General features: G+C 46.4%; 15 protein-coding genes. 11 read left to right on the top strand and 4 right to left on the bottom strand.

The window, feature by feature from the left end:
- The first annotated feature begins 1 nt into the window (after position 1).
- The 5 genes from GR160_RS10805 (at position 2) to ligD (ending at position 8634) form a co-directional block, all read left to right on the top strand.
- Positions 2–3079 (top strand): DNA polymerase III subunit alpha, encoded by a 3078-nt coding sequence (locus tag GR160_RS10805; protein ID WP_160749882.1) that lies wholly within the window; start codon positions 2–4, stop codon positions 3077–3079.
- Entirely contained in the window at positions 3076–4479 is a 1404-nt protein-coding gene (locus GR160_RS10800; RefSeq protein WP_160749881.1) for an exonuclease domain-containing protein, read from the top strand. The genes GR160_RS10805 and GR160_RS10800 overlap by 4 nt, the downstream gene beginning before the upstream one ends.
- Positions 4466–5095 (top strand): alpha-ketoglutarate-dependent dioxygenase AlkB, encoded by a 630-nt coding sequence (locus tag GR160_RS10795; protein ID WP_160749880.1) that lies wholly within the window; start codon positions 4466–4468, stop codon positions 5093–5095. The genes GR160_RS10800 and GR160_RS10795 overlap by 14 nt, the downstream gene beginning before the upstream one ends.
- Before the next feature lie 211 nt (positions 5096–5306).
- On the top strand, positions 5307–5744 hold the full coding sequence (locus GR160_RS10790; RefSeq protein ID WP_160749879.1) for a response regulator: 438 nt from the start codon (positions 5307–5309) through the stop codon (positions 5742–5744).
- A 196-nt stretch (positions 5745–5940) separates the two neighbouring features.
- Entirely contained in the window at positions 5941–8634 is a 2694-nt protein-coding gene (gene ligD / locus GR160_RS10785; RefSeq protein ID WP_160749878.1) for a DNA ligase D, read from the top strand.
- An 85-nt stretch (positions 8635–8719) separates the two neighbouring features.
- On the opposite strand, the gene GR160_RS10780 is transcribed toward ligD, so the two are convergent.
- The 3 genes from GR160_RS10780 to GR160_RS10770 all read right to left on the bottom strand — a co-directional run bounded on the left by GR160_RS10780 (position 8720) and on the right by GR160_RS10770 (position 11469).
- Positions 8720–9505 (bottom strand): Ku protein, encoded by a 786-nt coding sequence (locus GR160_RS10780; protein ID WP_160749877.1) that lies wholly within the window; start codon positions 9503–9505, stop codon positions 8720–8722.
- Positions 9506–9932: 427 nt separating this feature from the next.
- On the bottom strand, positions 9933–10691 hold the full coding sequence (locus GR160_RS10775) for an NADPH-dependent F420 reductase (protein WP_160749876.1): 759 nt from the start codon (positions 10689–10691) through the stop codon (positions 9933–9935).
- 31 nt (positions 10692–10722) lie between these two features.
- Positions 10723–11469, bottom strand: a complete 747-nt coding sequence (locus GR160_RS10770) for a glucose 1-dehydrogenase (RefSeq protein ID WP_160749875.1) — start codon at positions 11467–11469, stop codon at positions 10723–10725.
- Positions 11470–11730: 261 nt separating this feature from the next.
- Between GR160_RS10770 and GR160_RS10765 the strand changes: the two genes are divergently transcribed.
- The 6 genes from GR160_RS10765 to xseB all read left to right on the top strand — a co-directional run bounded on the left by GR160_RS10765 (position 11731) and on the right by xseB (position 16173).
- Positions 11731–12078, top strand: coding sequence for a helix-turn-helix domain-containing protein (locus GR160_RS10765; protein WP_160749874.1), 348 nt, complete (start codon positions 11731–11733; stop codon positions 12076–12078).
- 226 nt (positions 12079–12304) lie between these two features.
- Positions 12305–13630 (top strand): NtaA/DmoA family FMN-dependent monooxygenase, encoded by a 1326-nt coding sequence (locus GR160_RS10760; protein ID WP_160749873.1) that lies wholly within the window; start codon positions 12305–12307, stop codon positions 13628–13630.
- Positions 13631–13918: 288 nt separating this feature from the next.
- Positions 13919–14092, top strand: a complete 174-nt coding sequence (locus GR160_RS10755) for a histone H1 (RefSeq protein ID WP_160749872.1) — start codon at positions 13919–13921, stop codon at positions 14090–14092.
- Between the two features lie 71 nt (positions 14093–14163).
- Positions 14164–14409, top strand: a complete 246-nt coding sequence (locus GR160_RS10750; protein WP_160749871.1) for a hypothetical protein — start codon at positions 14164–14166, stop codon at positions 14407–14409.
- Positions 14410–14543: 134 nt separating this feature from the next.
- Positions 14544–15980, top strand: coding sequence for an exodeoxyribonuclease VII large subunit (xseA, locus tag GR160_RS10745; RefSeq protein ID WP_160749870.1), 1437 nt, complete (start codon positions 14544–14546; stop codon positions 15978–15980).
- On the top strand, positions 15958–16173 hold the full coding sequence (gene xseB / locus GR160_RS10740) for an exodeoxyribonuclease VII small subunit (RefSeq protein ID WP_160749869.1): 216 nt from the start codon (positions 15958–15960) through the stop codon (positions 16171–16173). The genes xseA and xseB overlap by 23 nt, the downstream gene beginning before the upstream one ends.
- A 54-nt stretch (positions 16174–16227) precedes the next feature.
- Here the strand turns inward: xseB and GR160_RS10735 are convergent, their stop codons facing one another.
- Positions 16228–16413 carry a DUF3606 domain-containing protein gene (locus GR160_RS10735; RefSeq protein WP_160749868.1) on the bottom strand — a complete coding sequence of 62 codons (186 nt, stop codon included), beginning with the start codon at positions 16411–16413 and terminating at the stop codon, positions 16228–16230.
- Positions 16414–16865 lie beyond the last annotated feature (452 nt).

Here is a 16865-nt window from a genome sequence, read left to right as displayed (position 1 = left end):
CATGTACCTAAATTGCCACTCCTTCCACAGCCTGCGGTATGGGACAATCCCCGTGCAGGAGCTTGTAACCCTCGGGAAATCCTGCGGGGCTACGGCAATGGCACTCACGGATATTAATACAGTGACAGGGGTATACGAATTCTATAAAGCCTGTAATGAAGCCGGAATCAAACCGATCGTAGGCATGGAATTCCGTGAAAACAATAAACTGCTCTTCATTGCACTGGCAAAAAGCCGCTTTGGCCTGGGAGAAATCAACCGCCACCGTACCAAATATAACCTTGAAGGATTGCCTGTGCCGGCAGCTGCACCGGACTTTAGTGATGTCTTTGTGATCTATCCCATAGATAACCTGCCCGAAAAGCTCCGCGATTTTGAATATATCGGTATACGCCCCGAAAACGTGTCGCTTTTGATACGGCTGGAGTGGAAAGCAAGACTGGATAAAATGGTGCTCTTGCAACCGGTAACCTTCAGGAATAAGACAGAATACAACCTGCACCGTATCCTGCGTGCTATTGACCTCAATACCCTGGGTAGCAAGCTTATACTTGAGGATTATTGCAGGGAGGATGAGATGATGGCGGCACCCGAAGAAATTATGGTGCGTTACAGCCAGTATACCAAAATATTGGAGAACACGTTCTTCTTGGTTAACAATTGCCAATTTGACTATGAGTTTGGGGTGCCACGCAACAAAAAAAATTATACGGCAAACAGGGATACCGATTTAGAACTGCTGACCAGCCTTGCCCACCAGGGGCTTATAAAAAAGTATGGGGATAACAATGCTTTGGCGAGGGAACGTGTAGAAAAAGAACTGGCCGTAATACACCAACTGGAGTTCAGCGGCTACTTCCTGATTACATGGGATATTATCCGTTACAGCAATGCAATGGGGTTTTTGCATATCGGCCGTGGCAGCGGTGCCAATAGCATCATTGCCTATTGCCTGGGGATTACCGACATATGCCCCTTAGAGCTGGACCTGTATTTTGAGCGATTCCTGAACCTTAACCGAAAAAGCCCACCGGATTTTGATATCGACTGGTCCTGGAAAGAGCGCGATATCATACTGGATTATATTTTCACCCGATATGGCGCAGACCATGTAGCGTTCTGCGGTACCAACGTAGAATTTAAATACAAGTCCATTTTTCGGGAGGTCGGCAAAGTATTTGGCCTGCCCAAAGAGGAACTGGATGCCTTGTCGGGGACTGCGATGGACCAGCATGATAAAAATGAAGTGGTCAAGCTGGTACACCGCTATGGCATGATGATGGAAAAATACCCGAACCAGCGCTCCATGCACTCCTGCGGTATCCTTATTTCCGAAGATCCGATAACCGATTTTACGGCATTGGAAATGCCGCCCAAGGGATTCCCTATCGTACAGTTCGACATGCATGTAGCCGAAGAGATCGGTTTTGATAAGTTTGATATCTTATCGCAACGGGGCATTGGGCATATCGATGATTCGGTTAAACTGATCAAAAAGAACCGGGGAATTAACGTGGATATCCGCGATACCTCTATTTCCAAGGACGAAGCCACCTGCAACGAGTATTTGGGGCGTGGCAAAACCATTGGCTGCTTCTACATTGAAAGCCCTGCCATGCGTGGGCTGCTCAGGCGCTTAAAATGTAACAATTACAAAGTGCTTGTCGCCGCATCATCAATCATACGCCCGGGGGTTGCCCAAAGCGGGATGATGAAGGAATACATTTTCCGCCATAATTACCCTGATAAGTTCGAGTACTTCCATCCGGTTTTTGAAGAGCAACTTGGCGAAACCTACGGTATCATGGTATACCAGGAGGATGTGATCAAGATCGCCCTGCACTACGGAGGACTGGCGGCAGCGGACGGGGACATTTTACGAAGGGCTATGAGCGGTAAAGGCCGCTCCAAATCCGCTTTGCAACGGGTAAAGGACAACTTTTTTGCCTCCTGTGCGGCTAAAGGGCACCCAGAACAATTAAGTGCGGAAATCTACAGGCAGATTGAATCCTTTGCGGGTTACTCGTTCTGCAAGGCCCACTCGGCTTCCTATGCGGTGGAAAGCTACCAGAGCCTGTACCTGAAAGTACATTATCCTGTTGAATTCATGGTCGCGGTCATTAACAACCAAGGCGGTTTTTACCGTACTGAAGTCTACGTGCACGAGGCGCGCATGTCAGGGGCTTCCATTCACAATCCCTGTGTCAACAAAAGCGAGGTGGAAACGACGCTTTATGGCAAAGATATTTACTTAGGCTTTATGCACCTCCAGGGGCTACAGGCAGAAATTGCCCGCACAATTGTGGAAGAACGTATTGCTCATGGCGATTACAGGTCATTGGAAGATTTTATCAACCGTGTACCAATAGGCATTGAAGGCTTACAGCTGCTGATTTATATAGGGGCATTCCGCACAACAGGTAAGGGCAAAAATGAGTTACTGGTAACGGCGCGCCGTATCATGATGAATTTCAGGCCCGAGCAACGCCAGCCGCAGCTATTGCCGGAACCGGTACGGGAATACAAGCTGCCGGAACTGAAAAGGTCTCCCTTTGAGGACGCGTTTGATGAAATCGAGCTGTTAGGGTTCCCGGTTTCCGTAACCCCTTTCAACCTTTTGAAAACCAATTATCGTGGGGATGTAATGGCATGCGATTTGGTACACCACCATAAGAAGCAGGTTAAAATGCTGGCCTATCTCGTATCCCGTAAACACGTGCCTACAAAGATGGGTGCCATGTATTTTGGGACCTGGATCGATGCCAATGGCGAGTTTTTCGATACAGCCCATTTTACCGGCAGCCTGAAACAATATCCTTTTAAAGGCGGGGGGTGTTACCTGTTATTAGGTACTGTTGAGGTGGATTACCATTTCCCGACAATCACTATATCCAAAATGGAAAAGATGCCCTTTATCGCCGACCCACGGTATAGGGAAACCGACGCCGAGAGTTCACGCACTGAGCAGCGATTGCGCGAGGACGTTTCAATGACGCACAGGGAACCCTACCCACAGGAGCAGGAGATTAACCTGCCCAGACATAAGATGAACACTACACCGCGAAAGAAAGCCGTATGAAAAAAACAGAATATGCAGTAGTCGATATAGAAACTACCGGCGGCAATGCCTCCGGGAGCCGCATTACCGAAATCGCCATTATAATCCATGATGGTGTTCAGGTCCTGGAACGCTATGAAACGTTGGTCAACCCACAAAAGGAAATCCCGCTTCCCATATTTGCACTCACCGGTATCAGTAACGACATGGTACGCGATGCGCCCCTTTTTGATGATATAGCGGATAAGGTTCTGGAGCTGCTGACCGGCCGTGTATTTGTCGCGCATAATGTCAACTTCGACCATTCTTTCGTGCGCCATGAACTAAGTCTTGCCGGATTGAAGTGGACGGCTAAGCATAAGCTCTGCACAGTCCGCGCCGCAAGAAAGATAAGACCGGGTTTGCGTTCTTACAGCCTTGGCAACCTTTGCCAGTCGCTGGACATAATCCTGGAAAACAGGCACCGTGCCGGGGGTGACGCTGATGCGACCGCCATACTGTTATCATTGCTATTGCAATGGGACGATGAGGGTATCATTGAAGCGATGGTAAAAAAGACCTCCCAGGACCAGCGACTGCCACCGAACCTCCCGCCGGAAGATTTTGATGCCTTGCCGGAAAAGCCGGGCGTGTATTACTTCTACAGCCAGGAGAACAAGGTAGTATATGTCGGGAAAGCCAAGAACCTGAAAAAACGCGTAGCCCAACATTTCTCAGGGCACAAGATTACACCACAGCGCCAAAACTTCCTGCGGGACATCTATGGGGTTTCTTTTGAAATATGCGCCTCTGAATTCATGGCATTACTGCTGGAGTGCTGTGAAATCAAAAAGCTATGGCCAATACACAACAGGGCACTGAAAAAGTTTGACCCTAAATTCGGCCTGTATGAATATGAAGCCCGTAACGGTTATAAATATTTGGCCGTGGGAAAACTCTTAAAACAACAGTCCTATGTTGAAATGTTTCACTCCCTGCACGATGGCGTGAACCTTCTTCTAAAGCTTGCTGGTCAGTTTACTATTGATTACCGTTTTATCCATTATGGTACATCGTCAGCAGAAGTGGTGGTTAAGGACACTGCAGCTTTGCCCGATGCGGATCATCATAACGATGCGGTAAACAGGGCGCTGGACTTTCTTGAAGCTTCCCGTCCCACTTATGCTATTGTAGATAAAGGCCGCAGCCGTGACGAGCGGAGCTGCGTATGGGTAGAAAAAGGACATTTTTATGGTATGGGCTATATTGGTTCAGATATGGCACTTACCGAAATTTCAGAAATAAAAGAGTATGTAACACCCTACAGCAGTAATGGCTATATCATGCAGCTCATCAATGCCTATGCAATAAAGTATCCCGGTAAGGTTGTAAAACCGGAACAAAATATAATAAGTGAAAATTACAGCTATGACACTATTTAACGATACCGACCTTTTTACAACGGGTACCAATGAAAAGAAATACTTTGACCTGCCGGACCTGGAACTCATGCAATACGACGGGTTCATACCAAAACAAGAGGCTAATAGCTATTATATACGATTACTTCAGGATACACCATGGCGGCAGTACCAGATGCCCATGTATGATAAAATGGTTACGGCACCTCGCATGATCGCCTGGTATGGCGAGCAGGAAGAAGCAGGGGAAAATGCGCTACCGTGGACACCCGAACTTTTAGCGTTGCGTAGGAAAGTTGAACAGGAAACAGGGCTTCAATTCAATGCCGTGCTTTTAAACCTTTATCGTGACGGCAATGACAGTGTTGCCTGGCATTCTGATAAAGAACACAAGATTGGGCGCAATCCCAATATAGCGTCTGTTACTTTTGGGCAAACACGTCCTTTTAAGTTTCGGCACAAAACCAATAAAGAAATTGGGCAGGTTGAAATACCGCTGCATCATGGTACCCTTCTTTTAATGTCAGGGACAACCAATACGTTTTGGGAACATCATATACCGAAATCCGCTAAATCATTGCTACCGAGAATAAACCTTACTTTCAGGCAGGTTCGAAACCAGGCAGATTCGAAATAATGACCATTATCCGTTATGCAAACACAAACAAGCCAATGAGTTACCATACATCGATTTTATTAGCAAACTTCCTGTAAAAGAATATTTTGAAACATATTTATATTATATTTGATGTACTAACTCGATTTTCGGGGAGCTACTTTTATCAGCAAGGTCTAACCAGCTTATCTTTTAAAACTAACTTTTTGTCAGTCATTTTAAAAGTAAGCTTATGCTGACACACCTAAAAAATATTTACCTCGCCGATGACGATATAGACGATGTCCTTTTTTTCAGGGAAGCTTTACAAACTATCGCACCCCACTGCAACCTCACTATAGCTTCCAATGGCCAGGAACTTGTCGGAAAGCTCGAAAATGCCACAGACAACCCCGATATAATATTTATAGATGTAAATATGCCGGTAATGAACGGGCTTGAAGCTTTAAAAACCATTAAAGAGAATAAATTGGATAAGGCTGCCCCCCTTATTACATATTCAACCAGTAATAATTTGGAAATGGCCTCCTTGGCAAAAGCGTATGGTGCAAATTTTTATGTAGTAAAGCCTGCTGATTTTAACCTTCTGAAAGAAAAAATCAACAAATTATTGTCATATAATTGGAAGGAATGGAAGATGCCCGATGAGCTGAAAAGATATATACTTTAATAAGCATCTATCATAATTTTTGAATATCGTTTGCCTAATTTATAGCATGTTGCCATCCGCTACAAGGTTAAGTAAGGGGTTATGTATCATAATTGGCCATAGCCAAACTTATGGTAAAACCTTACCTATTCTGCGGCCATTAGCCTAACTTTAAGTATTATGGCGTACAGGCTTGCCTGCCTTAAAACCTCATCCCATGGCTTTAGAAAAATATATACAGAAACGTGACGCTGCGAAAACACCCGAACCTTTTGGCGGGAAGAGCAATGATAGTAACCTGCGTTTTGTGGTGCAAAAGCATGCAGCCTCACACCTGCATTACGACTTCAGGCTGGAAATGGAAGGCGTACTCAAAAGCTGGGCGGTACCGAAAGGCCCTTCCATGGACACTGACGTAAAACGCCTGGCCATGATGGTGGAAGACCATCCCTACGACTACCGCAACTTTGAAGGTATTATACCCCAGGGTGAATACGGTGGCGGCACTGTTATCGTATGGGATGAGGGCACATACGAACCGTTAGAATCTAATACCAAAGATAAAAAAGCACAGGAAACCGAATTACTGCACGGCTTGCACAGCGGAAAGATCAAGGTCACCCTGAAAGGCAAAAAGCTCAAAGGGGAATTTGCGCTGATAAAAGCCCATGGGCGTGGTGAGAACGGCTGGCTGCTGATGAAGCTGGACGATAAGTATGCGACAACCGATGACATTACCAAAAAAGATAAGTCCGTATTCTCCGGGAAAACCCTCGACCAGGTAGCAAAAACCAGCACGACGGTATACAGTGCAAAGCCCGTGGAACCGGAGCAGGAAAAACTGAAGAAGAAGATTACCACAAAAGCAGCAAAACATGTTGATGTGGCAATGGATGCCGATACGCTATTGAAAAACGCCAAGCGCGGCAAGATGCCTGAGAAGGTAAAGCCCATGCTGGCCACGCTGGTCAATGAGCCTTTTGATGATCCGGACTGGACCTACGAAGTGAAATGGGACGGCTACCGCTCGATTGCGTACATCAATAAGGGAACGGTGGAACTGTCTTCGCGCAACAATAAATCGTTTACCGAGAAATACTACCCTTTGGTAAACGCAATGAGGGAATGGGCCATCAATGCAGTGCTGGATGGCGAGATCCTTGTTATCGGCAAAGACGGAAAGGCCAATTTCGGTGCCTTGCAGAACTGGCGCAGCGAAGTTGATGGTGACCTGGTCTATTATGCCTTTGACCTGCTATGGTACGAAGGGAAAGATATTACGGGGCTGCCGCTTTCCCAGCGGCAGGCTATCCTGAAAGAAATACTGCCGACGAATGATGACCACGTGCGCCTCAGCCAGGTGTTCACAGCAAGTGGCTTAGAATTCTTCGAAGCGGCAAAGAAAATGCAACTTGAAGGAATAATGGCTAAGAAATCCAGCAGTATCTATCATCCCGATGCGCGCTCTAAAGACTGGCTAAAGGTAAAGGTAAACCAACGGCAGGAAGTGGTTATAGGGGGCTTTACGAAAAATGAAGGCTCTTCAAAAACATTCAGTTCGCTATTGCTGGGTGTTTACCAAAACGGTAAGCTGGAATATGTTGGAAAAGTAGGTACAGGATTTAACGCGAAGAAGCAAAAGGAAATGATGGAGCAGTTCAGGCCCCTGGTTACGGATAAAATTCCTTTTACATCGGAACCGGATGTAAATAAGCCCTCACGCTTTAGGCCAAATCCGCCTAAAGCCGAGGCAACCTGGTTACAGCCGGAACTGGTATGCGAGGTCAGTTTCGCCGAAGTTACTTCCGATGGCGTGTTCAGGCACCCATCGTTTGAGGGCATGCGAGATGACAAAAAGGCTAAAGAAGTTATTAGGGAAACCGCAACCGATACTGATACCGTGACGCAAGGCGAATCCGATACCGCGGTTGAACCTTCATCTAAGTTAGTAGCGGCGCCAAAACGTGGTGGTAAGCAGACCCTCTTAAACCCAATGGAGGAAACCCAGGTTAAGAAGGTGAATGGGCACAATCTGAAGTTTACCAACCTGAGCAAAGTGTACTGGCCGGAAGAAGGCTATACCAAGCGGGATATGTTCAACTATTATTACCAAATTGCGGAGTATATCCTGCCCCACCTGAAAGACCGCCCGTTATCCCTAAACCGCTTCCCGAGTGGTATATACGGCAAAAGCTTTTATCAAAAAGACGTAAAGGGCAAGGCGCCCGATTGGGCTACAACCTATCCGTATACCACCAGCGAGGGTGAAGAAAAGGAATTTTTGGTAGGCAACGATGAAGTGACGTTGCTTTGGATGGCCTCCTTAGGCTGCATCGAAATGAACCCCTGGTTCAGCCGTACGGCGCACCCCGATAACCCTGACTACTGCGTCATTGACCTTGACCCTTCAGATAATACTACTTTTGAGCAGGTGATACAAGCAGCGCAGGAAGTCAAAAAAGTGTTGGACGCTATTGATGTAATCAGTTATGTAAAAACTTCCGGATCGACCGGCATCCATATTTATATTCCTTTAGGCGCAAAATATACCTATGACCAGTCACAAATGTTTGCCAGGTTGCTGGTATCTATAGTCCACGACACGCTACCGGATTTTACGTCGCTCGAACGGAAGATAAAGGACCGTGAAGGTAAAATGTATCTGGACTTTTTACAGAATAGGCCCGGTGCGACCATAGCCTGTGCCTATTCGCTGCGCCCCAAGCCTGGCGCTACGGTTTCCATGCCATTGCACTGGGAGGAAGTGAAAAAAGGCTTAAAAATGAAGGATTTTACAATCGAGAATGCCCTGGCACGTATCAAAAGCGAAGGTGATTTGTTTAAGGAAACCCTTGGGAAAGGCATTGATATGGAAAAGGCTTTGGATAAGGCCAAAAGCGTATTTTACTAAATTACTTATAGTTGAAAAACCACATCTGCAACGCATCACTGTAAGTGCGCCTTTACAGATGTGGTCCTTTGATAAATCAAACAGCTTAATTCTTAATAGCAGCGAGGCTGGCCTTCAACTGTTCCAGTAAGTCGTCTTTGGCTTCAGTTGTTTTCTTTCTTCGTCTTGGCGCAGGTTCCTTTGTTCCGGCTTTTTCAGAAGCTTTCTTCTTGATCATCTTGATCAGCTCCGCTTTATAGGTGTCTTTATATTTTCCCGGGTCAAACGTATCGGTCAGCTGGTCAATGATGCTCATGGCCATATCCAGCTCTTTCTTGGCTATGTTGATGTCGTGGGGGATAAGCCCGGCTTCTTCGGGATCGCGAAGCTCGTCCTCAAAACGGATCTGTATCAAAAGGATGACGTCTTCTTCCACCTTAAGGATACCCAGATGCTCCGTAGTCCTCATCACAAACTTACAAAGGCCTACCTTTTCAGATTTTCGCAGTGCTTCCCGTAAAAGCGCATACACTTTCTTAGCTTCCTTGGCCGGTTCAACGATATAGGGTTTTTCAAGATATTTGGAGGGGATTTCGGCTTCTTTGATAAACTCGAAAATATCAAGTGATTGCGTTTTTTCGGGAGCAGCCTTTTCAAAATCGCTTTTATCCAGTATAACGTAATCACCATTTTCCTTACGATACCCTTTCGCAATATCTTCCCACGGCACTTCCTTACCGTCTTTCTTGCATACACGCACGTATTGGATTGCGCATTTGTCTTTTTTACGTACCATATCCAAGGCAATGCGATGCGTTTGCGTGCCGCTATATAACTTTATCGGGATGTGTACCAATCCGAAACTGATGCTGCCTTTCCATAGTGCTTTCATAATTGCGCCTTTAAATTCCGTAATGAATTTATAAAGAAACAAAGACTATTCATAGCTATTTAGTATTCCTTTACCGTTTAGCCTTATAGCATCGAAAGGCCTTGCATATAAGAAGCAGTGAAGTTTAAAAAAGCAGTGGCGAAATATGTACAATATGATTACGGGGGGCATTGTGCTCTATAAGGACATGTAGACATGTCTGGAAAGCCCGATAGGCTGGTAGTATCCCAAATAAGTAGGGTTTTGTCTTGGAGGTGCTAAAGCATTGACGCCATTATCAAAGACAAGGAAGGCATTAAATTACCACCATTTCGTCCCTATGGTTACATAGTTATAGATAATCCGGTGGAAACCTATACCTGCCTCATCAATGAACAAAAATCTGCCCCCATGCAGAAAAACTAAAATTTTATAGTATACGGCTGCTTTAATTATCCGCTTTAGGATTTTTAGGGAATAGGCCGCGGTTGAACGCTACAACCTCCTCATGCGATGGTGGGGTAGTACGTTCCATGAATACTTTAATCACGGAATCCCTGATCTGGGGTGCCATATCCCTTACTCCGTCATTGAGTGCCTGTTCCAGCTCCCTTATATTTAATTCTGTACAATAGGCAGGATTCCCCGGCTGGTGCCTCCACGAATGCTGCAGCCCACCGGCATCCACCACGTCATAGCCCGCTTGGTCAATGAGTTCCGATATGACCGCTTTTGCCTGAGCATCATCTCCCGAGAGCGCCATAGCGATACGCCCCGGTGCACCCTCGGGCTTTCCTCCGGAGATAAGGGTTTCTGCCAGCAGGTTATTAAACGCTTTAATAACCGGTCGGCCTAGTTGCTCAGCAACCCAGACACTTTCCACCTTACCCTTTTTTATTTCCTCAATGTCGGCATCACGGAAGGGATAATAATTAGAGGTATCAACCACAATTACATCACCCGGGATTTCAGTAAACAAATCCTGCGGAAGGCTTGAAACCGCGATGGTTGGTACAGACAGGATTATCACATCAACATCCGTAACAACATCGCTAAGGGTTGCAGGGGCAGCACCTAATTCTTCCGCGCGTTGTGCCAGTTTATCAAAATCGTCTGTATTGTTCACTTTGACCTGGTGGCCTGCAGCAACCATTTTTTTTGCTATTGTACCGCCTATGGCACCGGTACCGATAATTCCTATTTTCATTTTATATTTATACTTTTTAATTGTAAAAAACTTATTTAGCGGTTAAACCACCATCCACTTTATATTCAGAAGCGGTTACGTATGACGATTCATCGGAAGCTAAAAACAGTACTACATAAGAGATTTCCTTTGGATCTGGAAAGCGCTTCATAGGTGTCGGGTCGAGCATTTTTGGGTCATCAAAAACACTAATGTCTGCCACAATATTTGTTTTGACACCACCAGGATGTACCGAATTGACCCTTATATTTCTGGTAGCATATTCAAGGGCCGCCATTTTTGTAAGGCCTGTAACCGCAAACTTACTGCCTACATAGCCAGCATTAGGAGAACCTGGAGCCACCTGGAGCCCCGATACTGATGATATGTTAACTATAGAACCTATACCAGCCTTTAGCATTGACGGTATCACGGCCTTCATTCCAAGGAACGTTCCGTCTGCATTGATTGCCATAACTTTTTTGTATTCGTTGTAATCAAGTTCTGCAACATTAGCAAAGGCACCTGTGATTCCTGCATTATTGACCAGGATCGTAACGGGGCCAAATTTTTCTTCTGCTACTTTGAGCACTTCAGCCCAGCCCTCTTCACTGGTTACGTCATGTCTTATAAAAATAACATCGTCACCCAGTTCTTCAGCCACCTGGTATCCCTCTTTTTCAAGTACATCTGTCAATACAAGTTTTGCTCCTTCCTGGACAAACAAACGGGCATGTGCTTCACCCATACCCTTGGCTGCTCCGGTAATAATGGCAACCTTTCCTTCGAGTCTTTTCATATTTTTTTATTTTATGTAAAAAATAGTTAATTCATATGTCCCGTCATAAGTAGAGCACCCCTGCCGGGTTAGCCAGCAGGTAATAACCTTCACCTTGCATATCGGTTACGCTGCAACAAAACAACAGCATACAATTGGATAGAACGTCTGGCAAACTATCTCTTGGCCAGTATTTTACAAATACTATTACAAATTTAGACTATTATGCTTTCCTTTGTATAGTACTTTCCCAAAGGAAAGTGTAATTTATAAAAGCATTCAATGGCGCAGAAAAAAAAACATTGCGACTGCCTTAATACTATTAAGCCGGTAAGGGACGCACTCGATGTGATAAGTGGCAAATGGAAACTCCCGATTATCATTTCCGTGGGGGTCGGAAATGAACGCTTTACCGACATACAGGAGAGCATACCCGGGATTACCCCAAAGGTACTGGCAAAAGAACTGAAAGACCTGGAGCAGCACAAGCTTTTAAAGCGCGTAGTGTTAGACGAATACCCGGTAAAGATTTCCTACACCCTGGAACCGCACGCCGACAGCCTGACACCCATAATTTACTCGCTCAAGGATTGGGGTCTTACCCATCGAAAAGTGGTGACCGAAAGGTAACGGACTCCTTAACTGTCGCTATCATCGTCCGATACCCTTTAACGGTGCTGTGGCAATATGCCCTGCAGATCATAATCTGCAACCTTCATCGCCTTTACCCGGCAGCCCCCTAAGCGCATTTACGGCTCAGCCCCAATGTTAAAACCGCTTTCCTTTAGGAAACCACTATATAAAGTAAAGTGGTTTCGGCTAATTTTGGGAGAAGAATACAGTAAATAAGTATCATATGACAGTTGATAAAAAAATGCTAATCGGCCTGCATTTGGGTAATGGTTATGGCTCGCAGCCCGGGGCATGGCGGATGCCGGGTGTTGACCCGAAAAGTTATACGAGCTATGATGCCAGGGTACAGCAGGCACAGGCTGCCGAGCGGGGAAAATTCCAGTTTATATTTTTACCGGACGGCCCAGGGGCGGTCATGTCTGATATAGGCACCGAATCGCCAAGTTTCAACCTTGACGTAATGATGACCCTGGCAGCCGTTGCCCGGGAGACCGCATATATAGGCCTTGTGGCCACAGGGTCCACCACTTTTAACGAACCTTTCAACCTGGCCAGGCAATTTAAGGCGCTGGATATCATGAGCCATGGCAGGGCCGGCTGGAATGCCATCACATCAAGCGGCGATGATGTCGCCGCAAATTATGGAAAAAGGATACCCTCAAGCGAAGATCGTTACGGCCGCGCCCACGAGGTCGTTCAGATAGTAAAGGCGCTCTGGGGCAGCTGGGGGAAGGATGCCTGGATGCACGACAAAGAGAGCGGCCAGTTCACACGCAAAGAACAGATTGCGCCCGTTAACCTGCAGGGGAAATATGTGGGCTCAAGGGGCCCGCTGTATATACCGCCATCGGAGCAGGGACAGCCCATCATCTTTCATGCCGGCGGCAGCCCCAATGCCTACGAACTGGCCGGGCGTTTTGCAAATGCAGTGATTGGCGCCGCATTTACTATTGAAGATGCGCGCATACAACGCACAGCCTTCCGGGAGGCAGCACAACGTTACGGGCGTAATCCCGATGAGATCAAATATATCCCCGGACTGATGACCACCCTGGCAAAAGACAGGCGCACAGCGCTTGACCGCCGTATCCAATTGACCCAGCATATCTTCCCCCAAAGGATCGCTTATCTTCAGCAGCTGCTGGGAATAACACTCGATAATGCAAACTGGGATGCACCAATCCCAAAGGCCCAACTAAGCAGTGCCCTCCCATACCGGTACGATCCACGTGCAGCGCATGCCCTTAAAATTGCAAACGAAGGCTGGAGCCTGCGGGATATCCTTGCCCATGGCGTTATCGATTATCACCCTGTGATTGTGGGACCGGGCGTTGAAGCTGCAGACCACATGCAGGCATGGTTTGAGGCCGGCGCGGCAGATGGATTTTGGATCTCACCCGATGTTAATGCAGACGGTATCGATGCTTTTGTCGATGAAGTGGTGCCTATCCTGCAGCAGCGCGGGCTCTTTCATCAGGACTATGAAGGAACGACACTTCGCGAGCACCTCGGAGCCCCGGAACAGTATGGAATCGATCCCCGTGCCTGAAAACCTGTTCGCCCTCTAAAGACCAGGGGGTCCCGTACCGGCGGTTTTCGCGAATGAAGAACTCCTGTTGAATGCCTATTTACGGTTTGGTACATTTAAAGGAAGCAGGAGGATATTCTTTAAATCTCCAACGTCCGTAAACGCATAACGCTTTTATCCTGTAGGCAATAGTCTGTATAATTTACGGCCGTGCCTGTTAAACAGGCAACCGCCAGCCAGCTTTAACGCTGGCCTGTGCCTGGATGTTATTAAAATTGTTACTTTTGCTATCCTTAAAATAAAACGACCATGAACGAACTAAACGAAAAAATCAGCGCAGGTATCGCAACCTATCAAAAAGAATCAGAAGCTTTCGCGCAAGGTAACAAAGCGGCCGGGGCGCGTGCGCGTAAAGCGACACTCGAGCTGGAAAAACTATTCAAAGAGTACAGAAAAGTTAGTATTGAAGAAGCTAAAAAGTAAGTAACACAAACAAAGCCCTTGGATAAAGGGCTTTGTTACTTTTAACCCGACCTCAAACGTATTTCCGGTGTATGAAAATATATGAGTTTCTGTCCCTTGACGATCCATTGCAGTACCAGGCGGTATGGGACCTTGGAAAACATATCGATGATATTATCGTGGACAAGGTACATTACCAGTTATATGCTGTGGGCGACTTTTATGTGGAAATCCATTACAGTGCCGCTGACAACAAAATAATCGGTAAACTTGCTTTCAGAACCGGGGAACCCTTGGAAAAATACCTCAGGCAATGGCCTTCTTTTGACAGTATGTAATGCGTCCTGACATTATATACTATCAAATCGTTAAATGTAAAATGGCCCTCAATGCCACTGCCGTATCCGATCATAAGGTTGCCTAGGAATATATAGAATAGTATCTTTGTAGTAGCACCCCATAGCCTCAAGAGATGCAAAATAGCGCCCCAATAAAACTCTCCGACCTTACCAAAGGTATTACCACGGCTTTACGCCAGGCATTCGGGCAAGGCCGTTTTTGGGTAATTGCCGATGTATCCAACCACTCCTTTAAGGCTGAAAAAGGGTACCATAATTTTGAACTGGTCGAAAAAGACACGGCCTCCTCGGACGTGATAGCCCGGGTGGCTGCCAAGGCCTGGGGAAACGGGACGCGAAGCATCACCGCCTTCGAAGAAAAGACAGGCCAAAAATTTAAATCCAACATCCACGTGCTTGTCCTGGTAACAGTAGAATACCATCCTGTATTCGGCATCAGCGCTAACCTCCTGGATATAGATACCAACTTTACCCTCGGTGTCCTGGAACAGCAGCGCCACGCCACATTACAGCGCCTGGTAACAGAGAATGAATTTATCCGCGAAATCAACGGCCAATACAGTACCACAAATAAGCAACTCCCATTGGGGCGCGTGATACAAAACGTTGCATTGCTTACTTCATCCATCTCTGCCGGTGCAGAAGACTTCCGGCATACCCTTATGCATAATACCTTTGGGTTTGGTTTCCGCATCGACGATTATTTTGTGCCGGTGCAGGGTGATAAAAACGCAGCGGTGTTCCTGGAGAAGCTCATTGACATCTATAAGTCCGGCATCCCGTACGATGCCGTGGTCATTACGCGCGGCGGCGGGGCACAAAGCGACTTCCTGATTTTCGACAATTACCGCATTGCACGGGCTGCCGCAAAATTCCCAATACCCATCATAACCGGGCTCGGCCACCAGAAAAACCAAAGCCTTACCGACATGATGGTGCATTCACAAACCAAGACACCTACTAAAGCAGCGGAACTCATAATCGCCCACAACCGAGAATTCCAACAAGAGGTCAACGCCTTCCAAAAAGACATCATTATCGGTGCCCAGTTGGTATTGGCATCCCATAAAAATACAATTGCAACGGCGAAACAGCAGGTGCTGCATGGGGCACGGGACATTACCCTCTCACAAAATGCCGCGCTTTCTTCACTATCCGGAGCACTGGCGCGCCATACCCAGGCACTGCTCAATTCCCGAAGCCGGAAACTGGCCCGGCTGACAGCAAACCTCTCCGCGGAACTGCGCTTAAACTTGCAAAAGAATAGCAATGCGCTTGCGCTCACTAAGGATAAAATACACCGCAGCCCGAAAGCACTTATTAAAAATAGGCAGGCAAAACTTGACGCTTTTAAGGCTACTGTAAAGCTCATGTCTCCGGAAAATATACTGAAAAAAGGCTATGCCATGGTAAAGGTTTCAGGGGAAGTTGTGAGCAGTGCAGCCGGTATCGAAAAAGGGATGCCAATCGAGGTTATATTTGCAAAAGCAACATTACATACCACAGTACACGAAAAAATCACACACGATGGAACAGGCACTAACCTATGACCAGGCCTACACGGAACTGGAACGTATCGCAAAAGATATTGAAAATGAAACGATCTCGGTAGATGAGCTTGCCGTCAAGGTAAAGCGCGCCGCAGAACTGATCGCCTACTGCGAGGCAAAGCTCAAAGATGTAGAGGCGGAAGTAACGAACATTATCAACCAGATGGACAGCGATAAGGGCAAGAACGAATAGAGCTGTTTTCCTGTGGTACAAAAAGAAAGACAGCCTGCTAAGCTGTCTTTGTATCTAACGTTGTTGCCTGAGGTAAGCTTCAACTTTTTCCGGGCTGTTGCTCCCCGAGGCTTTTACGGCCTCGATCAGCGCTTCTTTACTAACACCGAACTTCTCCGACCAGTAGCGTACCTCGTAATCTTCCGAGGTGCTGATGCGGTCGCGATCCGGGCTTCCTGTATTGTTTGTATTGTCGCTCATGACTTTTGGTTTTTAAGTGTTTAACTAAGTTACCATATACCGCATTGGCAGCAAACTTGTTTAACGTTGTTTTGGCTGTGGATAGTTTCTCGTAGTATATTGTGGGCGCCTTGGCGCGCACTCCGCTGTATCTTTTCTATCGAAAAGGATGCCGCTGCGATCGCGGGCGCAAGGTAACAAACTCAAATTAAGCCCCAACCCGATAAAACTTTACGAATTGTTGATGTTATACCACTCACCACAGTAGCAAGCGGAGTAGGGAAAGTATATGTATTTTGCTAATTACTATTAGACGAATTAAACTCTTTACGGTACAGCATTGACAAATAGGCATTCAGGATGTACCGCCAACGTACTGCCTGATCAAACTTCTTTTTTAATTAGTTTCTATAAATAATGTATTTTACCATATTATAATCACAAGTGTTTAATATGCTGTAAGATAAAGTAAT

Source organism: Flavobacterium sp. Sd200 (assembly GCF_009826935.1).
Taxonomy (GTDB): domain Bacteria; phylum Bacteroidota; class Bacteroidia; order Flavobacteriales; family Flavobacteriaceae; genus Flavobacterium.
Note: the sequence above shows the minus strand (reverse complement) of the source record. Positions and strands in the feature narration are given on the sequence as shown.

Bases quoted from the DNA above. Each gene is read 5' to 3' on its own strand.
- GR160_RS10780 (WP_160749877.1), bottom strand. From the start codon at position 9,505: ATGAAAGCACTATGGAAAGGCAGCATCAGTTTCGGATTGGTACACATC.
- GR160_RS10795 (WP_160749880.1), top strand. From the start codon at position 4,466: ATGACACTATTTAACGATACCGACCTTTTTACAACGGGTACCAATGAA.
- GR160_RS10775 (WP_160749876.1), bottom strand. From the start codon at position 10,691: ATGAAAATAGGAATTATCGGTACCGGTGCCATAGGCGGTACAATAGCA.
- GR160_RS10800 (WP_160749881.1), top strand. From the start codon at position 3,076: ATGAAAAAAACAGAATATGCAGTAGTCGATATAGAAACTACCGGCGGC.
- GR160_RS10735 (WP_160749868.1), bottom strand. From the start codon at position 16,413: ATGAGCGACAATACAAACAATACAGGAAGCCCGGATCGCGACCGCATC.
- xseA (WP_160749870.1), top strand. From the start codon at position 14,544: ATGCAAAATAGCGCCCCAATAAAACTCTCCGACCTTACCAAAGGTATT.
- ligD (WP_160749878.1), top strand. From the start codon at position 5,941: ATGGCTTTAGAAAAATATATACAGAAACGTGACGCTGCGAAAACACCC.
- GR160_RS10760 (WP_160749873.1), top strand. From the start codon at position 12,305: ATGACAGTTGATAAAAAAATGCTAATCGGCCTGCATTTGGGTAATGGT.
- GR160_RS10790 (WP_160749879.1), top strand. From the start codon at position 5,307: ATGCTGACACACCTAAAAAATATTTACCTCGCCGATGACGATATAGAC.
- GR160_RS10755 (WP_160749872.1), top strand. From the start codon at position 13,919: ATGAACGAACTAAACGAAAAAATCAGCGCAGGTATCGCAACCTATCAA.
- xseB (WP_160749869.1), top strand. From the start codon at position 15,958: ATGGAACAGGCACTAACCTATGACCAGGCCTACACGGAACTGGAACGT.
- GR160_RS10765 (WP_160749874.1), top strand. From the start codon at position 11,731: ATGGCGCAGAAAAAAAAACATTGCGACTGCCTTAATACTATTAAGCCG.
- GR160_RS10770 (WP_160749875.1), bottom strand. From the start codon at position 11,469: ATGAAAAGACTCGAAGGAAAGGTTGCCATTATTACCGGAGCAGCCAAG.
- GR160_RS10805 (WP_160749882.1), top strand. From the start codon at position 2: ATGTACCTAAATTGCCACTCCTTCCACAGCCTGCGGTATGGGACAATC.
- GR160_RS10750 (WP_160749871.1), top strand. From the start codon at position 14,164: ATGAAAATATATGAGTTTCTGTCCCTTGACGATCCATTGCAGTACCAG.